This window comes from Balneolaceae bacterium, assembly GCA_034521495.1.
GTDB lineage: Bacteria > Bacteroidota > Rhodothermia > Balneolales > Balneolaceae > Rhodohalobacter.
In genome coordinates this window covers 87,203-113,347 of record JAXHMK010000002.1, presented here as the reverse complement: position 1 = coordinate 113,347, position 26,145 = coordinate 87,203, and the positions used below count along the sequence as shown (strand labels likewise).

At 41.0% G+C, this 26,145-nt stretch carries 21 protein-coding genes; 1 reads left to right on the top strand and 20 read right to left on the bottom strand.

Features of this window, described 5'->3' with window-relative positions; genetic code table 11:
* Window position 1: 1 nt before the first annotated feature.
* The 4 genes from U5K72_00660 to U5K72_00645 form a co-directional block, all read right to left on the bottom strand.
* Window positions 2-856, bottom strand: coding sequence for an RNA polymerase sigma factor RpoD/SigA (locus U5K72_00660; GenBank protein MDZ7717313.1), 855 nt, complete (start codon window positions 854-856; stop codon window positions 2-4).
* Window positions 857-1,128: 272 nt separating this feature from the next.
* Complete coding sequence (locus U5K72_00655) at window positions 1,129-2,175, bottom strand: phosphopentomutase (GenBank protein MDZ7717312.1); 1,047 nt, start codon at window positions 2,173-2,175, stop codon at window positions 1,129-1,131.
* A 2-nt stretch (window positions 2,176-2,177) separates the two neighbouring features.
* Entirely contained in the window at window positions 2,178-3,635 is a 1,458-nt protein-coding gene (locus U5K72_00650; GenBank protein ID MDZ7717311.1) for a GAF domain-containing protein, read from the bottom strand.
* A gap of 41 nt (window positions 3,636-3,676) precedes the next feature.
* On the bottom strand, window positions 3,677-5,458 hold the full coding sequence (locus tag U5K72_00645) for a M3 family oligoendopeptidase (protein MDZ7717310.1): 1,782 nt from the start codon (window positions 5,456-5,458) through the stop codon (window positions 3,677-3,679).
* 282 nt (window positions 5,459-5,740) lie between these two features.
* Here U5K72_00645 and U5K72_00640 point away from each other — a divergent pair, with 282 nt between their 5' ends.
* Complete coding sequence (locus U5K72_00640) at window positions 5,741-9,373, top strand: multifunctional oxoglutarate decarboxylase/oxoglutarate dehydrogenase thiamine pyrophosphate-binding subunit/dihydrolipoyllysine-residue succinyltransferase subunit (GenBank protein ID MDZ7717309.1); 3,633 nt, start codon at window positions 5,741-5,743, stop codon at window positions 9,371-9,373.
* Between the two features lie 132 nt (window positions 9,374-9,505).
* On the opposite strand, the gene folE2 is transcribed toward U5K72_00640, so the two are convergent.
* The 16 genes from folE2 to U5K72_00560 form a co-directional block, all read right to left on the bottom strand.
* A complete protein-coding gene (gene folE2, locus U5K72_00635; GenBank protein MDZ7717308.1) occupies window positions 9,506-10,405 on the bottom strand; it encodes a GTP cyclohydrolase FolE2 in 900 nt (299 codons plus the stop codon).
* A 25-nt stretch (window positions 10,406-10,430) separates the two neighbouring features.
* Window positions 10,431-10,874 (bottom strand): 6-carboxytetrahydropterin synthase, encoded by a 444-nt coding sequence (locus U5K72_00630; GenBank protein MDZ7717307.1) that lies wholly within the window; start codon window positions 10,872-10,874, stop codon window positions 10,431-10,433.
* A gap of 295 nt (window positions 10,875-11,169) precedes the next feature.
* On the bottom strand, window positions 11,170-14,049 hold the full coding sequence (locus U5K72_00625; protein ID MDZ7717306.1) for a TonB-dependent receptor: 2,880 nt from the start codon (window positions 14,047-14,049) through the stop codon (window positions 11,170-11,172).
* A gap of 156 nt (window positions 14,050-14,205) precedes the next feature.
* A complete protein-coding gene (locus U5K72_00620) occupies window positions 14,206-15,720 on the bottom strand; it encodes a hypothetical protein (protein ID MDZ7717305.1) in 1,515 nt (504 codons plus the stop codon).
* A gap of 226 nt (window positions 15,721-15,946) precedes the next feature.
* Window positions 15,947-18,043 (bottom strand): ATP-dependent zinc metalloprotease FtsH, encoded by a 2,097-nt coding sequence (gene ftsH, locus U5K72_00615; protein MDZ7717304.1) that lies wholly within the window; start codon window positions 18,041-18,043, stop codon window positions 15,947-15,949.
* Between the two features lie 126 nt (window positions 18,044-18,169).
* Entirely contained in the window at window positions 18,170-19,195 is a 1,026-nt protein-coding gene (gene thiL, locus U5K72_00610) for a thiamine-phosphate kinase (GenBank protein ID MDZ7717303.1), read from the bottom strand.
* 68 nt (window positions 19,196-19,263) lie between these two features.
* A complete protein-coding gene (locus tag U5K72_00605) occupies window positions 19,264-19,710 on the bottom strand; it encodes a biopolymer transporter ExbD (protein MDZ7717302.1) in 447 nt (148 codons plus the stop codon).
* Window positions 19,711-19,715: 5 nt separating this feature from the next.
* Window positions 19,716-20,261 (bottom strand): biopolymer transporter ExbD, encoded by a 546-nt coding sequence (locus tag U5K72_00600; protein MDZ7717301.1) that lies wholly within the window; start codon window positions 20,259-20,261, stop codon window positions 19,716-19,718.
* Window positions 20,262-20,272: 11 nt separating this feature from the next.
* Window positions 20,273-20,542: a hypothetical protein gene (locus tag U5K72_00595; protein MDZ7717300.1), complete on the bottom strand. Its 270-nt coding sequence runs from the start codon at window positions 20,540-20,542 to the stop codon at window positions 20,273-20,275.
* 41 nt (window positions 20,543-20,583) lie between these two features.
* Window positions 20,584-21,291: a MotA/TolQ/ExbB proton channel family protein gene (locus U5K72_00590; GenBank protein ID MDZ7717299.1), complete on the bottom strand. Its 708-nt coding sequence runs from the start codon at window positions 21,289-21,291 to the stop codon at window positions 20,584-20,586.
* A gap of 360 nt (window positions 21,292-21,651) precedes the next feature.
* A complete protein-coding gene (locus U5K72_00585; GenBank protein ID MDZ7717298.1) occupies window positions 21,652-22,134 on the bottom strand; it encodes an OmpA family protein in 483 nt (160 codons plus the stop codon).
* Window positions 22,135-22,525: 391 nt separating this feature from the next.
* Window positions 22,526-23,164, bottom strand: a complete 639-nt coding sequence (locus tag U5K72_00580; GenBank protein ID MDZ7717297.1) for a protein-disulfide reductase DsbD family protein — start codon at window positions 23,162-23,164, stop codon at window positions 22,526-22,528.
* A gap of 30 nt (window positions 23,165-23,194) precedes the next feature.
* Entirely contained in the window at window positions 23,195-23,644 is a 450-nt protein-coding gene (gene rplI / locus U5K72_00575; GenBank protein ID MDZ7717296.1) for a 50S ribosomal protein L9, read from the bottom strand.
* A gap of 10 nt (window positions 23,645-23,654) precedes the next feature.
* Window positions 23,655-23,906: a 30S ribosomal protein S18 gene (rpsR, locus tag U5K72_00570; GenBank protein MDZ7717295.1), complete on the bottom strand. Its 252-nt coding sequence runs from the start codon at window positions 23,904-23,906 to the stop codon at window positions 23,655-23,657.
* Window positions 23,907-23,922: 16 nt separating this feature from the next.
* Window positions 23,923-24,303, bottom strand: coding sequence for a 30S ribosomal protein S6 (gene rpsF, locus U5K72_00565; GenBank protein MDZ7717294.1), 381 nt, complete (start codon window positions 24,301-24,303; stop codon window positions 23,923-23,925).
* A gap of 400 nt (window positions 24,304-24,703) precedes the next feature.
* The gene (locus U5K72_00560) at window positions 24,704-26,143 is read right to left on the bottom strand and encodes an NADH-quinone oxidoreductase subunit N (protein ID MDZ7717293.1); all 1,440 of its coding nucleotides are present in this window, start codon (window positions 26,141-26,143) and stop codon (window positions 24,704-24,706) included.
* Window positions 26,144-26,145 lie beyond the last annotated feature (2 nt).

The window sequence follows — 26,145 nt, the reverse complement described above, 5'->3', positions numbered from 1 at the left end:
TTTACCCGAGATAAGCTCTCAGAGCAGCACTTCTGTTGTGGTGTCGAAGTTTACGAAGTGCTTTTTCTTTGATCTGTCGAACACGTTCGCGAGTCAGGTCAAATCGTTCACCGATCTCTTCGAGTGTGAGAGAGTGTTCGCGGCCAATTCCAAAATAGAGACGAATCACTTCAGCCTCACGCTTTGTGAGTTTGGAAAGCGCCCGTTCAATCTCCACTTTCAGAGATTCGCCCATCAGGTCGTTATCGGGATCGGGAATTTCTTCATTTTCCAGCACGTCGAGGAGCCTGTTGTCTTCGCCTTGTGCAAAGGGAGCATCCATGGAAAGATGGCGGCCGGAAATTTTCAGCGTATCTGCAACTTCAGAAACGGTCATGTCCAGGCTTTCAGCCAGTTCGGCAGCAGAAGGAACACGCTCATATTCCTGTTCTAATTTGGAGAGCTCTTTACCAATTTTATTGAGAGCTCCTACCCTGTTCAACGGCAGACGCACAATTCGGCTCTGCTCGGCAAGTGCCTGCAGGATGGACTGTCGAATCCACCAAACGGCATAGGAGATAAATTTAAACCCTCTTGTTTCATCAAAACGCTTTGCTGCTTTTATCAACCCGAGATTTCCTTCGTTGATCAAATCACCGAGTGATAAACCCTGGTTTTGATACTGTTTTGCAACCGAAACCACAAACCGAAGATTGGCCTTGGTCAGATCTTCAAGAGCTCGTTGAGATCCTTTTTGAATTTCTTTGGCAAGACGTACTTCGTCTTCCGGGGTAATGAGTTTCTCTTTTCCAATTTCGTGTAGATAGCGATCCAGTGATTCTGATTCGCGAGTAGAGATGCCTGAACTTTTAGCCACTATATTTTAAATCTAAGTTAAGATTCGATTATTTACTTCGGTTTAACTACGAACAGAAACCGAGTTTCGTATATAAAAGGAGGTAGTTAAACAATCTTTAAAAGATATGAATTATTGACACTATAAGAAAACCATACGATCTATTTTATAGACTGCTCAAAAAGGAATCTCCCTGCAAGCTATTTTCCACTTTATGCACGTCTAAAATTGTAGCTGAAGCATCTGAAAAAGTTTCCAGGGTTCCTAAATTAACCCCCTTTTCTGCTCCTTTTTTATAGGCTAAGAATCGGGACGAATTCACGTGTGTGATCCGTACTATCATCAGCCGGGTCGTTTCCATGATCTCCTGAAATAATCAATAGGTCGTCTTCCAGGAGTTTATCTAACATAGCCGGTAGGGCCCGGTCAATCTCTTCAAGGCATCTGCCATACCCTTCGGGATCCTGCCGGTGGCCATATTTCTGATCTGTATCAATCAAGTTTATAAATGTAAAACTGTTCTGAATATTGGCACTCATCAGGCTCAGCAGTTGAGAAATTCCCTCTGCATTATCACTTGTTTTTCGATACTGTGTAAAATAATGATCTGCAAAAAGATCAATCACTTTCCCAATGGAGTAGATCGGAATTTTATTTTCCTGTAAAACAGAAAGCAGATTTGGCTCCGGGGGGACGAGAGAATAATCATGCCGTTTTTCTGAAATTCGCTCAAAAGATCCCGGCTCTCCATAAAAAGGCCGAGCAATCACCCTCCCAACGCCATGTTCACCGACCATCACTTTTTTTCTGGCAAAATTGCACCACTCGTAAAGCTGTTCAATCGGAGCTACATCCACATGACACGCAACCTGGAATACGCTGTCGGCAGAGGTATAAACGATGGGATTTCCTGTTTCCAGATGTTCTTCCCCGTAATCAGCAATCACTTGAGTGCCGGAATAGGGTTGATTACAAAGCACATCATCAATTCCTACACCTTTACAAAATTTCTCTATTACCTCACTCGGAAATCCCTCCGGATAGGTTGGAAAAGGTTGTTCGAGATGAATTCCTGCAAATTCCCAATGGCCGGTTGTGCTGTCTTTTCCGGCTGATACTTCTCTCATTTTTCCGAATGATGCTTTGGGTGAATCTACGGAACGAATCGACTCAAATTTCCTGATATTTCCTAAACCCAATCGTTCGAAATTTGGGAGTTTCACTTTTGCGATCCGGCTTACATTTCCAAGAGTATCTGCATTCTCGTCGCCATAAAGGTGTGCATCTTCCTGTGCTCCGACTCCCAATCCATCGATAATCAACAAAAACGTTCTTGGCATAATTAAAGACCTGATATAGTGGCATTTTCATCTCTCATCGCACTGCTTAAAGACTGTTTAACCTCTTTCCAATGCTCATTCATATCTCCTGAACCACTCTCAACCTTTTTTGACCCGTGATTTATTTGAACCTCAACCTTCCGTCCATCTCCAAGATCCAGCTTGTCCTGCAAATCTCTCTTAATAGTTTGTAACCACTTATCATGTTCATTTCTATCTGAACTCATCAACACATAGGAGTACACATAATCACTATAAAAACCGATCAATCCATTAAGGCCCAGCCTGGACGGATTTAGCGCTTTCACCATTAATCTCTGCAACTTTTTAAGATCTTCAAGACGAAACTTTGAACGAAGCTCCGAGAGATTTTCAATTCCAATTAACCCAAACCAGATCTGCTTTTTTCCAGTATCTCTTCTCCTCTCATTTTCTATACAAATATTCATAACCTCCGGCTGAAAATTTCCATATTCGCTGGCCAGAATATTTTGATTGTAATCATGTGTATTCTGTTTAGCCTGTATGGTAAGCGAAGTAATTTTAACCAGGTTTTTCAGCTGGTGCTTGGTTGATTCCTTAAAAGTTAGTGGATTTTTGTCGTATGCCAGAACAACAGCAAAACGCTTTTCGGCCATCAAAACAGGAATTGCAAGCGTAGCTCCCTCAGTGGATTTTTCAGAGGCAGAAATTCTCTTTGGATTTTGATTGAAGTGAATAGAAAAAAGTGTCTCCCCTTTCTGAAGTGCATCATATGCCATCGACTTTTCATCAACCATCAACCCAATTGTGGGCGATTCCGGAGAGTTTGACGAACGAAGAACATTCACCCACGTTTCCATACCACGCAGTACAACACAAACCCCACCTGTAGGCAGGAGCTTTTGCATCTCCTCAGCCATCGCACTAAATAGTTCAAACTCACTTAACTTGGTTGTAATTTGATCAGTGGATGCATCGTAATCCGTCCATTTTTTTTGGTCCTCATACAGATCCGTTAGTTCGAGGTAGGTATTCAGCACATTCATATGTGCATTGCGGTAAGCAGAAATTGGTTTCTCAAACTCTTTCAGGTCCAGGGGGTGCTCCGTTTCAAGAACAGTTAATGCTACAGTAGAATTGTTGTTTTCAAACGGAATAATCGTGAGGTAGCTTGTGGGAACATGATTGTAATAATGAAGCAGATCTTCCCGTGGTATCTGCCTTCCCACTTCGAGTTGCTGAATATTGTCAATGTCTTTAAACTCGTTCAGGAAAAAATTTTCAAACTCAATACGATCCTTAAATCTTACGTTAGAAAGCTCTGTGTAAGTCGTCTCCAATACAAACTGCTTACGCGACCGGTTCACCCAATACAGGTAAGCCGTTTTGGCATCTGTCGACCTGCCAACCAATTGCATCAGGTCGTCCATAATATGCTTAAATTCCAACAGTGCTTTCTCTTCCCGTTTCGAGCTCATACCGTATTTAATTTATCTCTAAAGAGTTATAAAGTAGGTTTTTATAGGGAAGCTGCCAATTCTTCAGCGTCTTTTACCATCTCCTCAAAAATATCGAGTCCCCGGCTCCAGAAATTCTTGTCTTTGATATCGAGTCCCATCGTAGAAACCAGGTTATGCGGCCAGTCACTCCCTCCTGCTTCAAGCAGTGAAAGATATCTATCTGAAAAACCATTTTTCTGTGATTTATACGAATCATACAGTGCGAGCACAAGAAGCTCCCCAAACGCGTACGCATACACGTAACCAGGTGTATGCAGGAAATGAGGGATATAGCACCACCAAATGTTGTAATCATCTGTGAGTGTTACAGAATCACCGTACAGATCTTTCTGAGACTCAATCCAAAATTCAGAAAACTGCTCTTTTGAGAGTTCTCCCTGTTCCCGCCGGGCTGTATGAATTTTATCTTCAAACCGGTTCATAGAGATCTGGCGAAAAACCGTGGCAATCGTATCGTCAATCTTACTAACCAGCAGAGCAAGTTTTTCAGCGGGGTCATCCAGGCGGTTCATTAGTTTATTGAACACAAGCATCTCGCCAAAAACGGAAGCTGTTTCTGCGGTCGTCAGCGGTGTGGATGATTGTAACTCTCCCTGTTTTCTTGAAAGGTACTGATGCACGCCGTGACCCAATTCATGAGCCAGGGTTTGAACATCCCGTAACTTCCCGTCAAAATTCATAAACACATACGGATGAACCGACGTAACCGTGCTTGCGGAGTAAGCTCCACCTCTTTTCCCCGTTTTGATGGCAGCATCAATCCAATTCTTCTCAAAAAACTCACCGGCAATGGAACTCATTTCGGGATGAAAATCTCCGTAGGCTTCCAGTACCATATCCTTCGCTTCATTCCACTGTACTTTTTTGGTGGATTTTGTGATAGGAGCGTACCGATCATAATCGAACATCTCTTCAACGCCAAGCAACTTTCGCTTCAATTTGTAATAACGCTGAGCAAGCGAATAGTTATCGGTTACGGCCGTTACAAGAGCGTTTACAGTTTCCCGATCCGTTTGGTTAGACAGGTTTCGCGATGTAATCCAGCTATCATAGTTGCGGAGTTTATCATTGGTGTATTTATCCGCCAAAATAGTATTAAAAATAAACGTCAGTGTCCTTGAGTGATCCTGAAATGTTTCAGTGAGCGATGCATGAGCTTTTTTTCTTAACTCGCGATCTGGTTCATGCAATTTGCTCAACACCTCCTGCTCAGTGAGCGTATCGTCATCCAGCTCAAACCGGGCGGCGCCCAGTGTTTCATCAAAATATCGGTTCCACGCGGCACGCCCCGTCACCGATTTTGCGCTCATCACTTTTTCTGCTTCCTCACTCAGTGTATGCTCCTTATACAGTCGGGAAACTTCCAGGTAGTGTTTCCATTTTTTAAGTTCGTCGGACTGAATCAATTTGTTTGCTTTCTCATCATCAATCTTCAGCCATTCCACATCCGAAAAAACCAATTTTTGGCTGACTTCGGAACTCAGTTCATTCGCCTGTTGCAACAACTTTCCAAGTTTAGGATCTTCCGTATTTGTAGACCAAATTAAATGAGAATATGAGCCTATTTTACCCAGAATCTGTATGATCTCTTCATATTCCTGAAGCATTTCGGCAAATTCTTCGGCACCCAGTTCACGAACTTTACCGCGGTAGGTGGCGTTAAATTTTTCTGCTTTTTTGATGACTTTTTCTGTATCTGCTGTTAAGGCAGTATCGGAGGGCGAATCGTACAGATCCGACAGATCCCAGTGAATATTTTCAGCGCCGTTTTTGTTACCCATTTAATGTAATTTATATCTGTTTTTATATAGATGAATTTGAAATTTAATATAAAGAAAGCAACACCCTCGATAAATGACGATTTTGATAAAAATTAACTATACAGGTGTACAAAAATCATCGTATTTTTGAGCTTTATTGGTTAGTTTTGTACTGTTTTATAATGTTAAATACGCTAAAATCATCTATATTTTCGAAAAAGCCGGAACAGGGCTCGTCGTACAGATGCATATTCTTAAATCATTTCTATCTAACTACATTCCCAATTTTCAAGACTCCCTATTTTGAAATCACTTGAAGCCGTTTTTGGACCGAATTCCGCACTTGTAGATGAACTATACAAACAGTACCAGGAAGATCCCGAGTCTGTACCCGGGCACTGGAAACGATATTTTGATGAACATGAAGGTATAGAGGTCGAGGAAGAGCCGAGCCAGGAAAATGGCGCTCCCGTAACTAAAGAAAAACCAGCTCCTAAAGAGGAAAAGCCGGCTAAGGAAAAAAAGGAACAAAAAATTCCTGAGGACGCCGAAGTCGAAAAAATAAAAGGAGTAGCTTCCAAAATTGTTGAAAACATGGATGAAAGTATCTATGTGCCAACAGCTACCTCTCTGCGTGTTTTGCCGGTAAAAATGATGACAGAAGATCGGAAGATCATCAACTCACATCTTCTGAAAACCAGCAATATGAAAGCCTCTTTCACGCACCTGATTGCATGGGCGGTTATCCAGGGGCTGAAGGAATTTCCGAATATTAACTCCTACTATGCCGAAAAAAATGGCGATCATTTTCGGGTAAAACCGGACCAGGTGAACCTTGGAATTGCTGTAGATCTTGAAAGCAAAGATGGTTCAAGAAATTTAGTTGTCCCCAATATTAAAAATGTGGACAAAATGAATTTCAGAGAGTTTCTTGAGGCCTACTCCGAACTCATTGATAAGGCTCGTAATGGAAATCTTGAACTTGCTGATTTTGACAATACCACCATCAGTGTTACAAATCCGGGTACAATCGGTACAGTTTCCTCTGTCCCCCGCCTGATGAAAGGCCAGGGTGCAATTATTGCAACAGGTGCTATCAACTATCCTGCAGAATTTCAGTCTATGGCCCAGGATGTGTTAAATCAGCTCGGCGTGAGTAAAGTAATGACGATGACCAGCACGTACGATCATCGGGTGATTCAGGGTGCAGAGTCTGGAATGTTTCTGCAGCACATTCATAACCTGCTGAATGGCAAAAAAGATTTTTATGAGAAGATCTTTTCTGATCTGGATATTCCTTATGAGCCCTTCCCTTACGGAGAAGATAAATATGAGGGACAGTTAGGCGGCCGCGGAAATACACTTGAGCAAGACCGAAGAGCGATAGCCGTTTGGAGGCTCATCAACATGTATAGAATGCGGGGTCATGTTCTTGCCGATCTTGACCCGCTTGAAACAGAACCGGGCCGGGGACCAGAACTCGACCTTGAGTACTACGGGCTTACTCTCTGGGATTTGGATCGCGAATTTTACTGTGATGGACTTGGCGGTAAAAAGACTGCTAAACTACGCGATATTATCCAGCTCCTCAGAGAAACATATTGTGGCAAAATTGGCGCTGAATATATGCATCTGCTCGACCTGGAGGAGAGAAAGTGGTTGCGTGAAACGATGGAATCGACCACCAATACCCCTGATCTCACTAAAGATGACAAAGAAGATATCCTCCATAAGCTTAACCAGGCGATGGCATTTGAACAGTTTCTCCACAAAAAATATGTAGGACACAAACGTTTTTCCCTGGAGGGAGCCGAAACCCTTATTCCGATGATGCATTTTCTGATGGAACAAGGAGTCAAAAACGATGTGAAAAAATTCTTTCTGGGTATGGCGCACCGCGGGCGTTTAAATATTCTCGTGAATATTATGAACAAACCGTATCGCAAAGTTTTTGCAGATTTTGAAGGAAATGTTGATCCCGACACAATCCAAGGATCCGGCGATGTAAAATACCACCTTGGTTCAAAAGGATCGTACAAGATTGATGAGGATGAATCTATTGAAATCGAATTGATGCCCAACCCAAGTCATCTTGAAGCAGTAAACCCCGTAGTTGAGGGTGCTGCCAGGGCCAGTCAGGATCACTACGATGAAGATGATGCCCGGAAAAAGATTGTACCGATTTTAATGCACGGAGATGCCGCATTTGCCGGGCAGGGTGTGGTTGCCGAAACACTGAATATGTCTCAACTGCGAGCCTATGAAACCGGTGGTACCATCCACTTCATCATTAACAATCAGATTGGCTTTACCACGCTGCCAAAAGATGCCCGTTCCACGGAGTATGCATCGGATTTGGCAAAAATGATTCTTGCTCCAATTTTTCACGTAAACGGAGATGATCCGGAAGCGGCCGTTCATTCCATCAACCTGGCGATGAATTACCGTCAGAAATTCGGTAAAGATGTTGTTATTGATTTGATCTGTTACAGAAAACACGGTCATAATGAAGGGGATGAACCTGCATTCACGCAGCCCGGACTATACAAAGAGATTGAAAACCATCCGACAGTTCGCGACAGCTACGTTAAAGAATTGCTCAGAAAAGGTGAGTTTACTGAAGAGGAAACTCAGGCAATTTTTGATGAGTTTGATGAACTGCTTCAACAGGCATTTGAAGATGCAAAAAGTTCGCCCTCTCTCGAAGTGACAGATAAAATGCTGAAACGTTCTGAGAAGGAACAGAGTGAACGGGATGAATTTCCCGATACCACTTATGAAATTGAGAAACTGAAAGATATTGCGATTAAACTCAATACCGTCCCAAAAGATTTTGATGCCAATCCCAAGCTTTTGAGACAGCTTGCCAAACGAGCTGAAGCGGCTCAAAACAACGACAAAAAAATTGATTGGGGATTTGCTGAGGCGCTTGCTTTTGGATCCTTACTTAAAAACGGGCGAACGGTTCGTCTTGTTGGCCAGGATGCCGAACGTGGTACATTTTCTCATCGCCACGCAGTATTGCATGGAACACAAACTGCTCAACGATTTACCCCCCTCAACCATTTGAGCGATGACCAGGGAAATTTCTATCCTTTTAACAGTTTATTGAGTGAGTTTGCAGCCCTGGGCTTTGAGTTTGGGTATTCATCCGCCACTCCCGAAGCACTTGTCATTTGGGAAGCGCAATTCGGTGATTTTGTAAACGGAGCTCAGGTTATTATTGATCAGTTTATTTCAGCTTCAGAAGAAAAATGGGGACAAAAAGCAGCGTTGGTAATGACACTGCCCCACGGATATGAAGGTCAGGGGCCTGAGCACTCCTCTGCAAGACTGGAACGTTTTCTTCAGTTATGTGCCGAGGATAATATGCAAGTGGCAAACCTGACAACACCCACTCAGTACTTTCATATCCTCAGAAAACAAACTCTTCAAGACAAGAAAAAGCCGCTTATCATAATGTCTCCCAAAAGCTTGTTGAGACACCCAATGGCAGTTTGCAGTGTTGAAGAATTAGCAAATGGAGCGTTTCAACCATTTTTACCGGATTCTGAAGTTGAAGATAAAAAATCAATCGATCGGCTTATTATTTGCTCCGGCAAAGTGTATTATGATCTGTATAAAGCCAGGGAAGAAAATGAGAAAGAGAATATTGCTATAGGCAGAATTGAGCAGTTCTATCCTTTCCCGGACGAAGATCTTGAAAAATTCCTTGATGATTATAAACATGTGAAGGATATCATCTGGTGCCAGGAAGAACCGAAAAATATGGGCGCATGGACATTTCTCTTTCCACGGCTCCAATCACTCCTCAAGGAGGACCAAACCATTACTTATGCCGGAAGACAAGCAGCCGCTTCTACCGCAGCCGGACAGAAGAAAATTCACGATGCTGAGCAGGAGAAGTTAGTGAACCAGGCACTTGGATTGGAGTAATACTTGGTGAAACAATTTCCTAAAACATGGTATTTTTAGAGCCAGCATTGAGTAAAGAAGATGCGCTGAGTTATTTATCTATATAGAACTTCAAAAGTGTTTCGAAAAATACCATGTTTATCTTAACCTCTTTTATCTGAGACCATTCGGCACACCTTTACAAATGCGACTCACGGCATCATGGCTGTGTAAACTCTCCAGGTGAGCGCATCGAACTACAAAATCTCTGATTCGTTCCTCTTTGTTCAGTTCGTCATATAAAAGGCGAGCTGCATCTTCCACAAACTTCTGGAAGGCTCCGTTCATCTCTGCAAATGCTTGCTCATCTTCGCGTTTTACAATTACCTGCGTCTCTGTTTGTAGTGCTTCCCGGCAGATCTCAACCAGATCATTCACAAACATTTCACTGTTTAGTTGAACAGTGAGGTTGGCAACACTACGCTGACTGTGCGGAATTGCAGCGATATCTCTTGTTTCGCGAGCATGCTCGGAAAGTTCATATGAGCATGGACAGGCACTGCTGTATTCAAAATCAAGATGCATAAAACTGGCGAACCGGTCATACTCATCTACTTTTCCTTCTATAGATACCCTATAATATTGATATCCTTCATACTCGGAACGAAGGCTTTGTTTCATCATCGGATAGTTAAATGAGAGCTTTAAAAAGGCCGTATGGCTCTCCACATCTTCTTTATAAGCAAGTAGTATCTCTTCCAGCTTATCAGGATGAAATACATCATCCTGGAATTTATAAAAGGTCCGCATGATGCGACCCATGTTAATTCCCTTCTTACCTGCATCGAGGCCTACATATCCGTCTACAGAGGTTTCAAGCGTAAGAAGCTCTCCGGATGGAGTGGGATATTTCAAAGGGAGCTTAAAATTAGAAATACCAACTTGCTGAATGGGAACATTCGCACCTTCAATGGAAGAGGCGGGGCCATTTTGCATGTCGGGAAGGCTCTCTTTGTACTGGTCAGTTACTGCAAAGGTTGGGTCGTAAAATCGTTTTAAGTTTGTTGTAATCATAAATAAATTGGAAAAATATAGATTCTTATATCGAAAGGTTAGGACAATATTCCGCGCTGTTTCGTTCGGTTTCCTGCAGGCGTACCGAGTATAACCTGGAATCATTATCTGATAGTTGTTCGATCTCCTCTTCTATCTCATAAAAGAAAGCTTTACACAAATTTTCTGTAGAGGGAATAATTCCATCGAGAAAAGGAACTTCAAGGTTGAGATTTTTATGATCGCAGGGATCGATAATTCTTTTTTTGATGATGCTTTTTAATTCACCAAGATCAATTACATAGCCCGTTTCGGAATCTGGCTCACCGGCTATCGTTACTTCAATGATGTAATTGTGACCGTGCCAGTTTGGGTTGTTACATTTCCCAAAAACTCGCTTATTCCACTCATCCGATTTATTTGGATTATGGAGCCTGTGTGATGCGTTAAAATGTGCTTTTCGTGTTACGTGTACCAAGTCTTTACCCATAATTATTTATTGTCCAGCAAACTAACACTATTTGATAGAATCCTGTTCCCGATATACCTACTGAATATAAAAAAGCCGATTGAGTGTCTGTCAATAACACTCAATCGGCTCAAAGAAACGTTTAGCTAATTTTTTTGTTGTCGGCTAAAAGCAGTTTTAGAGAGCTTTGCAGAAACAATCATTTGTTTTCGACTTCATTCGTCGTACCTCCTCATTGCGCTCAAACTGACGTCCTATTGAGCGCAGCGGAGCGAAGTCGAAATATGTCCGGTATTTCAAAGCTCTCTTTTAGCTTTTAGAAAGAATATTCAAATCCTAAACTCACAGCTGTATAGGGACGATATAGGCTGAAAATCTGTTTTTCAGCTTTATAGCCTTGATAAAACTCTCCTCGCTGATCATTCAGAATATTTGTAACACTGAGGTTTACAGATGCACGATCTTGTGGGCCAAGTGTTTTATTAAGATTCAATCTCAAATTGTGAAATGGATTGGTGTACACATCAGGGAACAATCCACCCCCAACAGCGGTGAGTGTTTCACCCTGAACATTGTAGAAAAGTCCACCTTCAAGCCCTAAGCCCGGATTATCGTACGACAATCCAGCATTAATAATATAGGGTGCTTGTCCGGCCATTTGCCGGGTATCATCAATGGTTTGTCCGGTTTTTTCACGGTTTTTTCGTGCTTCAAACTCTTGCTCGGTCATATCAATTTCAGACTGTACAAATGTTACATTACTGTTGATATGGAAGTAGGTAAGTACTTCAGAGATAAACCCAAGATTTTTTCTGAATTCAAATTCAGCACCAAATACCTGGCCATCCCCCACGTTCCGAGGTTGAAATTCGCTTGAAGTTGCCTGAGCCTGGATTCTTACTAACTCAATCGGATCATCAAATGCTTTATAGAAGAAACTTATGGATAACAGTTGTCCTCTGTCAAAAAACATTTCCCAGCGAGTATCAAAGTTTTGGATTCGGGTTTCAGTCAAATTTCCGTCCCAGTCATCGATCGGGAATAATCCACCGTTAAAAATCCTGTCTGATACAGGATCTAAAATCTGCGCAAATGACAGTTCTTTAAATGATGGCCTCGCAATAGTTCCCGAGTATGAGAACCGAAGATTTTGCCGATCCGTTAAAAAATAAGTCAGATTTGCTGAGGGAAAGAAATCCAGTGCATCCAGTACTTTTTCATTATCCAGGTTATTTCCGTTACCACCTTGCGCAAAAATGGCATCCCTTCCGGTATGTCTTTGAACGTAGTTTTCAACCCGGAGGCCAAGGCTGGTTTTCAGATTGGAAAACAGTTGAAACTCGTTCGAAGCATAGAATGCATAATTATTGATATTTGAACTATATGCATTCGGATTAGGATCGGGATTTCCTGACTGATAGTAAATACTACCATTGGGATAGATATTCTCCGGCTTCAGGATTTCTGATGGATCACCGGTTAATTCGGGGATGCCACCAAAGAACTGCATATTAAAAGAAAGGATTTCATAATCTCTCTCTTTATAAATGTAGCTGCCGCCAAATTTTACTTTTGCAGGGTCACCAAACAGTTGATAGTCGCCGGTAATATCCATCCGGCCAACCCAGTTTACTTCGTCCATATTTCTCCAGATTCTGCTGGGGAATCCACCTGCTCCGGCATTAAACCTGGGGCCATTAGCTGAGCGGGTATATGTGGTTTTTCTTATATCAGGGTCATCCATGGTTGAAAAGGTTGGAGATACACGCCAGTTCACTTCCCATCGGGCATCATTAAAATAGTGGATTCCATTCAATAAGAAGTTTCTTACACTTCTCTCACTGTACTCAAGGTTGTACGAATCTGCTGTGTATCCTGACTGTCCCGGAGCGTCCACACTGTTATCAATAAAGAAATCAGTTGAGCGGTTCTCACCATTTTGCAGCTGCATACCCGTTAATTTATATTTCGACCGATTTGTTTTAAATGCCAAGCCGGCCATTCCGCCCAGAAGTACATTGCTCTCCGATACCGCCCCGTTCTGTATGGTCGCATATTTTAATTCATACGCATTTGCATCCGGCTGTGTTTGATACTCTCCATATTGATAATTTTCGTAATAATTACTCGATCTTCTATATGTACCTGTTAAAATATAGCCAAGCGTATTTCCGCCGCCCACATCAAACTGGTTGCCAAGCGATACCCCGGCACTCATATCCATCGGGTTCGTTAGCTCTTTTGGCCCCAGCGTTGAACTGAAACTGTTTACAAAATCATTTACTTCCTGATCTGAAGCGCCGCTGATAGGAGTAGGTATATTATTTTCAGCACCTGCACCACTCGGCAATTCACGTGTACCGCCATCAAAGCCTAAAAAGTCTGTCTTGCTTCCGTCGTAACTCAAAAAGTTACTGTTAAAGTGCATGGATGGATTATAATTTGTACTGAATGACACATTGAGTATCGGTTCTTCAGGAAATTCTTTTGTCTCAATGTTTACAATGCCCCCGGTAAAATCAGCCGGCATTTCTGCAACTGCTGTTTTTGTGATAATCATATTGTCGATCAGATTGGTTGGGAAAATATCGATCTGAAGACTGTTTTTATTTGGATCTAAACTTGGTATATCCACGGAGTTCATCATGGTCTTGGAGTATCGGTCTCCTAAACCGCGGACGTACACATATTTGCCGCCTTCAACAGAAACACCGGTAACTCTTTTTAAAGCTTCAGCCGCATTTGAATCTCCAATCGTTCTGAATCTTTCGGCAGAAATACCATCAAGCATATTTGCTGATTTTCTTTTTGTGGTGATCATTGCCGCTTCTGATATATTCATGACTTCAGCAGTAACTACAACTTCATCCATCTCTTCTACTGTTTTCTGCAAACGGATATTATTGATAATAGTCACCTCGCCTTCTTCCACTTCAATTTCTTCAATAATTACTGGAGTGTAAGAGACGTAACTAATTCGCAGATCGTATTCTCCTTCAGCAAGCGAGAGATTAAATTTTCCATCAAAATCGGTTGTTGTACCGTTTGATGTGCCTTGTACAAGAACAGTAACACCGTAAACGGGCTCACCTGTCTCTTCTTCGATAATGGTTCCCCGAATAGTTCCATTCTGAGCATGACTGATGTTTGAAAGGCCTATAAGAAGGCATATCGTCAACGCAAGTTTATGTAACATTTTCATAATCATTTTTTGTGATTTTAACGGCTGTTTATTTTTATCAAATAACGAATTGAATTTGAGATATAGATTGGTAGATCGTTTAAGAATGGCTTACTTCCGATTGTAAAAACCGGAAATAAGCCAGTATTGAATTGCATTATCAGAGCTAATTTAGAGTCCGATTGAACTGAGTGCTCCGGACTGGCTGGCCCATGTCCAGCTAAAATCTGCCACATTTGGCCCAACACTGTTACCATTGACGGAAACTTCGGTTAAAATCTCAGTCGGTACACCGGTAAAGATATCCTCAGCAGGAGCTCCACCTTCTGCGAGAGTATATTCCCAATTCGCAGATTCACAGTTACCGTCTCCACCGAAATTTGGTACCGGTTTGAATGATTCAGTTGCACCATAAGAGGGGCTAAAGCCATAGAAGTACACATCCGTTAAACCAGCATTGGTATTCTCATCGAAGTCAACCGTACTTACAATATTGTCACCTGCATACAGGATACCGTTTGTTAGCGTAAAACATCCACGATTTGTATCACCTTCAGGCCCGTCCAATTCGAATCCATGACCACCTGGAGTGACAATCAGGAAGTTAGATGCCGTACCGATCCAATCCTGGTCGGTGTCGAGTCCATCATCTCCTACGTTCCAGCTCACAATGCCATCTACGCTAACGTTTCCGCCAAACCATTCAATACCGTCATCCTGGTTCGCTACAACTTCAACCATTTCAACAACTGTACCCGATCCAATGGCGCCTAAGGTAAGGCCGTTAATTTCATTTCCTTCACCAATGTTGGCACCACCATGGCGAATAGAGATGTATCTAATCGTTCCTGAGCTTTCTGTTGGGTCATCACCGCCGTAGAGTCCGTTTGTGTCGGATGCCGGGATACCTTCAATTTGAGTTGGTGATGTGGAAGCAGAAATCGGTGCATTTCCTAATACGATTACACCGCCCCAAAGTCCGTTAACATCAGGATCAAGATTTGGACTTCCAAAGTTACCGGCAGCTACATCATCAGGAGTGATTTCATCAGCCACTGAAGTGAAAATGATAGGAGCGTCTGCTGTACCATTCGCGTTCAACATTGCGTCTCTCGCTACCAAAAGCGCTGTAGCGTTTGCGCCTGACCCTGCTTCACCTTTCACGATAACTCCAGGTTCAATGGTAAGAGTTACACCGGCTTCAACTGCAATTCGGCCACCTAAAATGTAGATTTTTCCTGTTTCCCAGGTTGTATCAGACGTAATATTGCTTGTTAGCAAAACTTCTGATGATTCTTCACCAATTGTAATAGCTGTTGTTGCATCATCAGACATTCCATCTTCATCAGTAACTGTAAGAGTAATTGTTGCAGCACCTGAAGTATTGGCTGTGAAGTTAACAACAACCTGTCCACTTGTTGAACCAGCGGACGGCTCTGATGAAATGGATGCTGTACCGTTCGTTGCCTCAACACTTGAGGAAGCGTAACCACCTGGAACATTTATATTAAATGTAACGTCAGTGGCCTCACCAATAATCAGATTAGGATTAGAGGAAGCTTGGGGCGCTGTTACACTTGGAGGGTTAGCATCTGATGATCCATTATTATCATCGCTACAAGAAACCAGAAGTGTGAATGCCAGCAGTACGCTGGAAGTGAGTGTTAGTATTGATTTGAAATTCATATTTGTAAGAATTGTTTTTATGAGTGTTTTAAATAACACTCGTAAAATATTCTTACAATGTTACAGGCAGGTTAATCCAATGTTATGAAAATGATAACAAAACTCTCTTGTTCTTTAATAAGATCTTAATGTTATCGTAAAGATGAAATAAATTACTTCTATATAAAGTTATAAATATCAGTTATTTATCTTTATAGAGAAGTCGATTTAAAAAGAAGGTAGTGTTTTACTTTTGCTCTTCCTCTTCATTCTTCTCTATCTCTTCTTCTTTCTCTGATTTTTTCTGTTCATCAACTTTGTTGGCTCCGTTGGTTGTTTTTTTCTTATCATGATCAATTACATTTGGCGATCCGTTTGTAATTGAACTGTCGGAAGAAGGATCTTCAAAAATTCCCTCAGGATAATTACCACTTGGCCGGTCACCCAGCATCTCTCTCAGCTCGTGGTGATTCAATACTTCTTTCTCAAGAAGAGTTTCAGCCATTACTTTAAGTTTGTCTTCATGTTTTTTGAGCAGGTCGAACGTGCGCTGGTAATTACGCTGAATAATCCCGCGAACAGCCTCATCAATTTGTCGAGCTGTATGCTCGGAATACTTCTTGTTAAAACCATAGCTGTTTTCCGGGCTGCTGGAATCTTTCAATGAAAGGTATCCAAGTTCCTGGCTCATACCATATTCAGCAACCATTGCAAATGCCATATTTGTAATACGTTCAAGGTCGTTCTGTGCACCGGTCGATACTTTTCCAAAGACAATTTCTTCAGCTACCCGTCCTCCTAAAAGCGCACAAATCTTATCATCAAGTTCCTCGGTCGTCATTAAAAACCGGTCTTCAAGCGGTGTCTGCAAAGTATAACCCAATGCAGCAAAACCTCTTGGCACAATACTCACTTTTAAAACAGGATCGGTAAATTCGAGCATCCACCCAACTATGGCATGGCCCGATTCGTGAAAGGCAACAATCTTACGTTCGTGTGGACTGATCAATTTATTTTTCTTTTCAAGCCCGGCTACCACGCGTTCAATTGCATCCTGAAAATCTACCATCTCAACTTTGTCTTTGTCTCGTCGGGCAGCAAAAAGAGCCGCTTCGTTGCAAAGATTGGCCAATTCTGCGCCGGCAAAACCTGGTGTTTGTGATGCAAGTACTTTCAGGTCGATGTTATCAGACAATTCAAGATTTCTTGAGTGAACTTCTAAGACCTGCATTCTTCCTTTTAGATCGGGTTTGTCAATCATTATTTGGCGGTCAAATCGGCCCGGTCTCAATAATGCTGAATCGAGAATATCCGGACGGTTGGTTGCAGCCATAATAATTACGCCTTTGTCGGAATTGAATCCGTCCATTTCACTTAGCAACTGGTTGAGCGTATTTTCCCGTTCATCATTGGAACTCATTGCCATTCCACGGCCACGTGTTCGCCCGATGGAATCAATTTCATCAATAAATACAATACAAGGTGCTTTTTCTTTGGCTTGTTTAAATAGATCGCGAACTCGTGCGGCCCCAACACCCACAAACATCTCAACAAAATCTGATCCACTGAGTGAAAAGAATGGAACTTCGGCTTCACCAGCCGTAGCTTTCGCTAATAATGTTTTACCAGTTCCTGGAGGGCCAACCAATAGAACACCTTTAGGCAGTGTACCCCCAAGTCTTGTAAACTTCTGTGGATTACTTAAAAATTCTACAACTTCTTCCACTTCTGCTTTGGCTTCCTCTAATCCCGCTACATCTTTAAAAGAAACTTTACTTTCGGTTTGTTTATCGTATAGTGAGGCTTTGTTTTTTCCAATATTCAATACCTGTTGACCAGGATTCATTCGGCGGAAAATAAAGATCCAGAAAATAATAATGAGTGCAATTGGTATCAGCCAGATCAAAATTCCACTGAACCAGTCTTCTTCAATCCGCACATCGTAAACAACATTGTTTTCGTCAAGAAGGGATCTGATTTCATCTCCTTCAAGCATAGTTGTTGAAAATGAACCGGTTGATCCTTCAGATGTACTTGTCCAGCTATTTTCATTTTCAGTTGGACGTTCAACTAATCCCTCTTCGAAGGCTTTTTCTGAATAATCTCCCAGGATTTCAACCTGATTGGTGATCGTAATTTCTTTTACATATCCCTCTTCTACATACTCAAGGAATTCACTGTATTTAATTCTTTCGGAACTGTTTCCGGGAACAAAGTACAGGTTGAATGCTATGAGCACCAGAAATAAGACAACATAAATCCAGATCGGAAAACGTGGTGTTTTCTTACTGTTTTTTTTGTCTTGATTAGATGATTTTTTTGGGGGGAAATTTTTTTTCGGCATTTCTACAATTTAGATATCAAAAGAGCCTTAAATATAACTCTTTTTTGAAACAATTTTTTATGAAGAGAAGAAGCACTTATTAAAGTTGCTCTATTCAACGAACAATAATGGATTTTATGCGAATATTTAGAGTTCGAATTTAATTGTTTTGTCCTCTCCGGTATTAATTCTAAGCTCATTAAATTCGTTCGACATCTTTCCAATCACAGAAAAATCTTCAAACTCTGCTTTTAGTTTTTCGACTTGTGGTTCACTGAGCGTAAAAAGCATTTCGAAATCTTCTCCACCGTAAAAAGCGTACTTGTCTACATCTTCTTTCATTTCGTCTGCCACGTTACGTGTTTCGAGTGCTATTGGTACAGCAGGAGAATAAATTTCTGCTCCTAATCCAGAGCTTTTTGCAATTTCCTTTAAATCTGCAATCAATCCCTGGGTAACATCAATAAGACTGGAAGGCTTGTCTTGCCATACCGTTAAAACATCAGCAAAATCTTTACGAGCCTTCGGAACAAGTTGTCGTTGAACAACAAATTCATAGGGCTCCAATTCCGGTTGAAAGCGTTCAGATTTCTGTTCCTGCCACTCTTTCTTCTCACGCATTAAAATTCTAAGTCCTGCAATTGCAGATCCCAGATCTCCTGTCACACAAATCATATCTTCATGATTTGCACCACTTCTAAGTATAATATTTTCTTTTGGCGATGATCCCAAAACCGTAACGGATACTGCCAACATCTGGTGAGAGGCTGTGGTATCCCCACCCGTTAGCTGTACCTGGTAATCAGTACACGCCTTATCAATTCCTTTGTACAACTGCTCTATCATTTGAACTGAATATTTATTGGGAACGGCAAGACTGACAAGTATTTGAACCGGTTCACTATTCATAGCATAAACATCACTCACAGCCGCCGTAACCAGTTTATATCCTAAATGATTCAGGGGCGTATAGGTGACATCAAAATGAATTCCTTCCAGAAATATTTCTGATGAAGCAGCCGTAAGATTACCATCCCGTTCTTTATAAAGTGAGGCATCATCACCAATACCTTGTACTATCTCTTCTCTTTGTTTCCCGGTATAATTTGTAAACTTTTCAATGAGTGTAGAAAAGCCTAAGTCCTTAATCTGTTGAAAATCGTTTGAATCCATAAAAAAATAAAAAAGGCATTTACCCTATAAGGATAGATGCCTTTGAATGATAAAATTAAGTTAAATAATTAAATCTCGCGTCTTGTAGAGTAGTTAATTCTAAGGGTTCCGGCATGCCTGAGTTCCTGTTGAACATCAGTCACAACGCCAAACTCAGAATCATTATCAACCCGTAGAGATACGATAAGTCTCGGCTGTTCCATCAATTTATCGTACATGATATTTCGAATGGCTCCCATTTCGTCAACAAGAGCATCATCAATTTGAACAGCAGTTTCCCCTACCTGGTTACCACCCATACGTTTCGGACCAATATAAACGTAACTTACAAGTCGTTTCTGCTCAATCTTTTCTATGTTTTCTGCAGCCGCGTAATCAACCTGTACCTGCAGTTCCACTTCGCGGAGAACAGTGGTTACCATAAAAAAGATCAAGAGCATGAATACAACATCCGGCATGGCAGATGTTGGGACAGCTTGACTGGTTTTCGCTTGTTTCTTTTGAAAATGTGCCATAAAGATTAACCCTCGTCAGGTTCTGCGATTGAAATTTTCTTCGGATATAATTCCTGAATCTCCTCTCTTGGAGCACTATTGTCATCAAATGAGTCGAACGGTACACCATAGCGTTCCATTGACGCTTGATTTCGCAATTCGGCATAAGCGCCCATCACTTCATCAAGCATATCAATATAAACATTATACGGTGTTTGCCGAGTTGTCTTAATCGAAACAATTGCATCATCAGGTGATTCTGAAAGATCGGGGTTCACACCGTTATTGTCGACAAAAGTTTTAATTCTGTCTTTAACATTGGCTAACGATGCGGGTTCTTCGTCGATGAGAACCATTCCCTGTGCATTCACCAGAATATTGAGAAGATTACGCTCTTTTACTGGTGGTGGTTCTGTAGTCTCATCGGGAATGGGCGGCAGAATTAACCCAATGCCTGTATCAACGTCTATCGTTGTTACAACCAGAAAGAAAATCAGAAGCAGAAAGGCAATATCAGCCAGAGAAGACATCGGTATGTCAGCATCTTCTCTGCCTCGCTTTTTCTTTAACATATTGACCTGATTTAAAAGTTAAGTGTTCCTCGTGTTCCGGTTACTAAAATAGATAGCACCATCAGAGATATCATAAATATCATAGTTGCCACACCTGCTTGTACAAATGTTCCCATAATTCCAAAGGATGCGGCAAAAATGATGACTGGTACTACCATAACAGCAATTCTTTTGAAATCTGATTTGCCGGTGATCAGGTTTTTAATTCCTGATACAAATATGGCAATGACTCCAATTAGAATAAGACCTAAAGCTAAACCTATTGCTATATTATTAATCATAAAATTATCCTCTTATATAATCGAGTTTCGGTTTTGAGGCGTTATTCAGTTTCTTCTTCTTCAGAAACAATTTGTTTGCCTTCTTTGAGGAGTACAATAGAGTCAATAAGTGTAATAGAGCTTTCTTCCATGTCGGAAATCAGCCTGTCAATTTTAGATACACAGTAATTGTAACCGATTTGAAGAATAATACCAGCAAGAAGTCCACCAGCTGTTGTTAAAAGTGCAACTTTAATACCACCGGCAACAAGGCTTGGTGAAATATCAGCTGCAGCTTCAATAGCATCGAATGCCTCAATCATACCAACTACAGTTCCAAGGAATCCAAGAAGTGGTGCAATTGCAATAAACAAGGATAGCCAAACAAGCCCTCTTTCAAGGAAACTCATTTCAATAGATCCGTAAGTTGTAATCGCTTTTTCAGCAGCTTCGATCCCTTCATCGGCGCGCATTAGACCTGCTTGAAATACAGATGCTACTGGCCCGCGAGTTTTAGCGCACAGATCTTGTGCAGCCGGGATACCGCCTTCTTGCAATTCTTGTTGTACTTCCAATACAAATTTTCTGGTATTAATGTCAGCTAAATTCAATGTTATTATGCGCTCCAGAAAAATAGCCAGACCGAGAATCAGGGCAATTAATACAGGCCACATAAATTCACCGCCTTCATTAAATTTTTCGACGATTACATTAAAAAAGCCAGCATCAGCCCCAGCTTGTAGAAAAAAGAGAGCTAAAGATGAAGTCATACGTTTACTCCGCGTTATGTTTTGGTTTGAGCTTAATTTGAAGCAAAATGATAGATCATTTGTTACATAAAGTCAAAATATCAAATCATTAATGACATCTTTATAATTATGAACAGATCTATTGTTTTGCAATTTAAAATGTATACTATTGGAATATATTATTTGATAGCACTAAGTGCCAAACTGATTATCCAATTTCTCAATAAAAAATTTCATAGTTACTTCTTGTAAAAAAGGTAATCCAGTATGGATTCGTATAGTGACAGATATGAAAGATTTATTTACTTCCTTTAGATAGATAATATATTTCTATCGCAGAAACAAAAAACGCATCCTCTTGGATGCGTTTTAAAATTTAATTTAACTTCTCGGATTTATTGGGTGCGATTCCGCTCTCCGGTTTTTCTCACATCCGGGTGTGTCGTTATCCATCTCCATTTGCGAACATGGCACTGGAGCTTTCCCTAAACCGCGAGACTCAATTCTGTCTTCGCCAATTCCATTCTGACGATAAAAATCCACGACAGCTGCCGCACGACGTAAACTAAGTCTGAGATTATACTGGTCTCCTCCAACATGATCGGTGTAGGCATCAACGCGTACACTTGTTGCCGGATGATCTCGCAGCATTGTTACGTTATCGGCAAGCAATCTTGCAGATTGATCAGTTATACTATACAAGTCGAATCCAAAATTGATTGTATTCAGATCTTCAACAGTTTCAACTTGTTCTTCCTCTTCAGGTTCTTCTTCCTGCCAGTCATTGTCTTCTTCAACCGTTTCTTCTGTAACTGTTGGCTCCGGTTCCGGCTCCGTAATTTCTTCAGCGGTTTTACAAGACATAAGCAATGCCCCAATTGTTATAAAGACAAGGAATAGTGTTATTTTATGCAGTTTCATATTATTTATTTAATTGTTAATACTTGAAAAATAAAATCTAAAAAGACCGGATTCTTTGCAATAAAAAATCAACTATCATTCAATTTTTTTGCTGTGACACAGTTCTTTATTGATTTTCCAAAAGAATCTAAAAAAAATGTTTTGAAAAAATCACAAATCAGTAGTTTTTAAATTTTTCAAGTTACTTTAGATGCCATCAGACCGGAATAACATTACAAAAGTTTTACGACAAATATGTAAAATATTTTTAAGAAATGATGATTGATGCGCACTACTCTTTGCCCATCCGGATATTTTATGTGAAATGGAAATAATTGAAACAGAGGTTGCAGTTTTAACCTGGCAATTTATCGTTGAGTATTTTTTTTCTAAGGAGTTTATATACAACTAACAGGGTTAAAAAAACAGCAAGAATAATTAAAATAACCTCTGCTATCCAGCGTAGAGAACTATCATTCCTATCTGAATTATTAACAAACGGAGAATCTGAAACTCCGGCTAAAAAAATCGTTTCTTTCACCTGTTTAGTTTTCGGAGGTAGACAGGATTTATCATCACAAACCTGGTACAGCGCTTCAAGAATTAGTGTCTGTTCACCTTGCAGGTTGCTGCTAAAAGCGACCGGAATTGTGAATTGTGCAGTATTTGAATGCCAGCCTAAATCAGTTTCAAAATTTGGATCAAAAGCAATATCGGCTTCAGATTCTTCTATATTTCCTGCAATTACCATCTCGGATAAAGGAGTTGAAAACTGTGTTGGATAGGGTCCTGCCTCAGGAGTATTTTTGATTGAATACAGATGCCATTCCTTGTCTATTGAAGCCTCAACCGTGACCTCAAAAACCTGTCCCGCTTTTACCGTATCCGGTACATTGCTTAGCGTATATTCTACCGGGTCTAATAGTTGAGCAGAAACAAAAAATGGGGATAACGCAAAAAGCGTGATCCCCATAAAAAATATTACCCTATTCATCAGGTTATTCGATTTCAGCTAAAGCAAAATTTATGAATCTGCTTTTACTACCCAAACTTTCACCTGTGGATTTAAATCACCCATCAAATCGATGGTTGCTGTATATTCACCAAGTGTTTTAATATCCTGATCGATGGAAATTTTTCTCCGGTCAATCAAAATATCTCGCTCTTCGAGTGCTTCGGCAACCTGAATATTTGTTACTGTACCGTGGATTTTTTCATCCTCGCCTACTGTAACCGGTATAGTAACCGATGTATTTTCGAGCTGTTGAGCCAACTCTTTCGCTTTTTCAACGGTAAGTTCTGCCCTCAACTCTGCTTCTCGTTTCATCTGTTCATGGTGCTTAATAGCACCTTCTGTAGCCAATTCAGCTTTTGCCTGCGGTATCAGGTAATTTCGGCCATATCCGGGCTTTACATCAACCAAATCACCTGCAGATCCAAGTTTTTCAACGTCTTGTTTAAGTATCAGTTTCATATCTATACCTCTATCTCATGTTTTCACTTACGTACGGTATCAGCGCTAAAAACCTGGCTCGTTTTACAGCCGTTGAAAGTTGTCGCTGATGTCTTGCACTTGTTCCTGTAACACGACGAGGCAGAATTTTACCCTGATCGTTGATAAATCTTTCAAGAATATCGGTTTGTTTGTAATCGATATACTCAATTCCTGCTTTTGTAAATTTGCAGTCCTTACTTTTTAAATGTCCTTTCTTCGGATGCGATGGATTGTTAATCATAATCTAATCTCTTTGCTTATTCGTCTTCGTCTGATTCTTCTTCTGTCTCCTCATACAAAGCAGGCAACTCACCTTTCTTTGCGAGAGTGTAATGACGCATCATTTTTGCATCATACTTCAAAGTGAGATATCTCATGATATCATCATGAATTCTCATGTTCCGTTCAACCACTTCAATGGCTTCACCGGGTGCTTTAAAGTACATATTCACATAGTAACCTGTACTTTTTTTATCAATATCGTAGGCAAGCTTCTTTACTCCCCATTCATCAACGTCAACGACATCTCCATCGTTGTCTTCTATTAGTTTATTTACATAACTCACAATCTCTGAAAACTTATCCTCATCGAGAACAGGATTCAGGATGTAGGTCAATTCATAAAAATGTTTTTTCATATGATCTATTTGTCTTTGGTTGTTTTCCATTATTGGAAACAGTTGTCGTACGTACAGCCGACAACAGAGCCTGTAAAGATACGGATTGATCGGTAGTTAAACAATCTCCCTGGATGAGTTTTTAACACTCATTTTGACACAAATCCCTTGGACTGACAACGGTTGCTAACTTGTACATCAATTATCCAAGTCGCAAATTTGAACCAGTTTGAAAAGCGCAAGAGAGCAATCCTTTATTAACGCATGTTTATTACTTGTGCAACGATGGTCCAAGTTACAAACTTGAACCAGTGACAAGCTTATACCCAGATTGGAAAAGCCAATAGACAGATCTAATTGTATAGCAAAGCAGATAAAGAGCCTCTCAGATCGAGATTTCCTTTTCCGAAAGGCAAAACAACTAAACTGTATAGTAGGAAGAGATAAGTTCCATCAGGCTTGAAGTTGGAAGAACCGGCTCAATTCCATAGTACACTGTGAGTACAGCTAACAAAATGAGTGTCCATTTAAAAAGGAAACCAGGCGTTTTAAGTGAATACTCTTTGTGAGCTTCTTTGAAGTAAAGAAAGACCATGACTCTTAAATAGTAGTAAACACTTGCTGCACTGGCCAATACACCGATAATAGCAAGGGGAATCAACCCGGCCTGAACCGCGGCTGCAAACACATAGTATTTACCGATAAATCCAACCATTGGCGGAATACCTGCCAGGGAGAAGAGGAAAACGGAGAGCATGACTCCCATAACCGGAACTTTAAAACCAAGGCCTGCATAACTGTCAATTTCGGTGAAATCTAAACCGTGGTTTCGCTCGTAATAGGCAATCACACCAAAAGCACCAGCATTCATTATTGTGTAAGCAAACAGATAATAGAGTACTCCGGCGTATCCGGCTTCATTTCCGGCGGCAAGTCCAACCATAAGATAACCCGCATGTGCTATACTTGAGTAAGCGAGCATCCGCTTCACATTATCCTGCGCGAGTGCAATTAAGTTTCCAACAATCATCGTAAGAATGGAAACCACCTGCAGTACCGATTGCCAATCTCCAAGTTCAGAACTTGGGAGCATCCTGGTGAGAACTAATACAAAAGCAACAAAGGTAGCTGATTTTGCCGCTGTAGCCATAAACGCAGTAATAGTAGTCGGTGTGCCCTGATAAACGTCTGGCGTCCACATGTGGAAAGGAACGGCCGCAATTTTGAAAAACAAACCTACAAGAAGTAATCCTGTACCGGCAAGAAAGAGAAATGTGGGTTCAGCGGCTGCAGCGATCTCCGTCAGATTAGTTGCAGCTGTTGCTCCGTAGATGAGTGCAATTCCATATAAAAGAAATCCTGTTGAAAACGCACCCAGTAAAAAATATTTCAGAGCTGCTTCAGCTCCTATCTTCTCATTTTTAAGCAGCCCGGCAAGAACATAGAGGCAGATCGACATCGTTTCCAGGCTGATAAAAAGTGTAATAAGATCATTTGAGACAGCAAGCCCCAGCATTCCCGTTGTTGAAAAAAGAATCATCCCATAAACTTCGCCATTATGCAGATCCAGATCCCTCAAATATTCCCTGGAAATGGCAACACAAAAGAGTGCCCCGAGAAGTACTACAACAGAACCAAATGCACCGACACCGCCATATACAATCATCCCTGAAAAAGCTGTACCTGCCTCGCCGTAAAGAGACTGAATGGCAAATAACAGCGCAATAGCAATCCCCCCAATAGTTACGCTATATGCAAAGGATTGCGGCTTTTTAAAAGCTTCAAGCAAAATTGCCGCCAAACCGGCAACTGCTACAATAATACCGGGTAAAAATGATTGTAAATCTAAAAGATAATTCATCA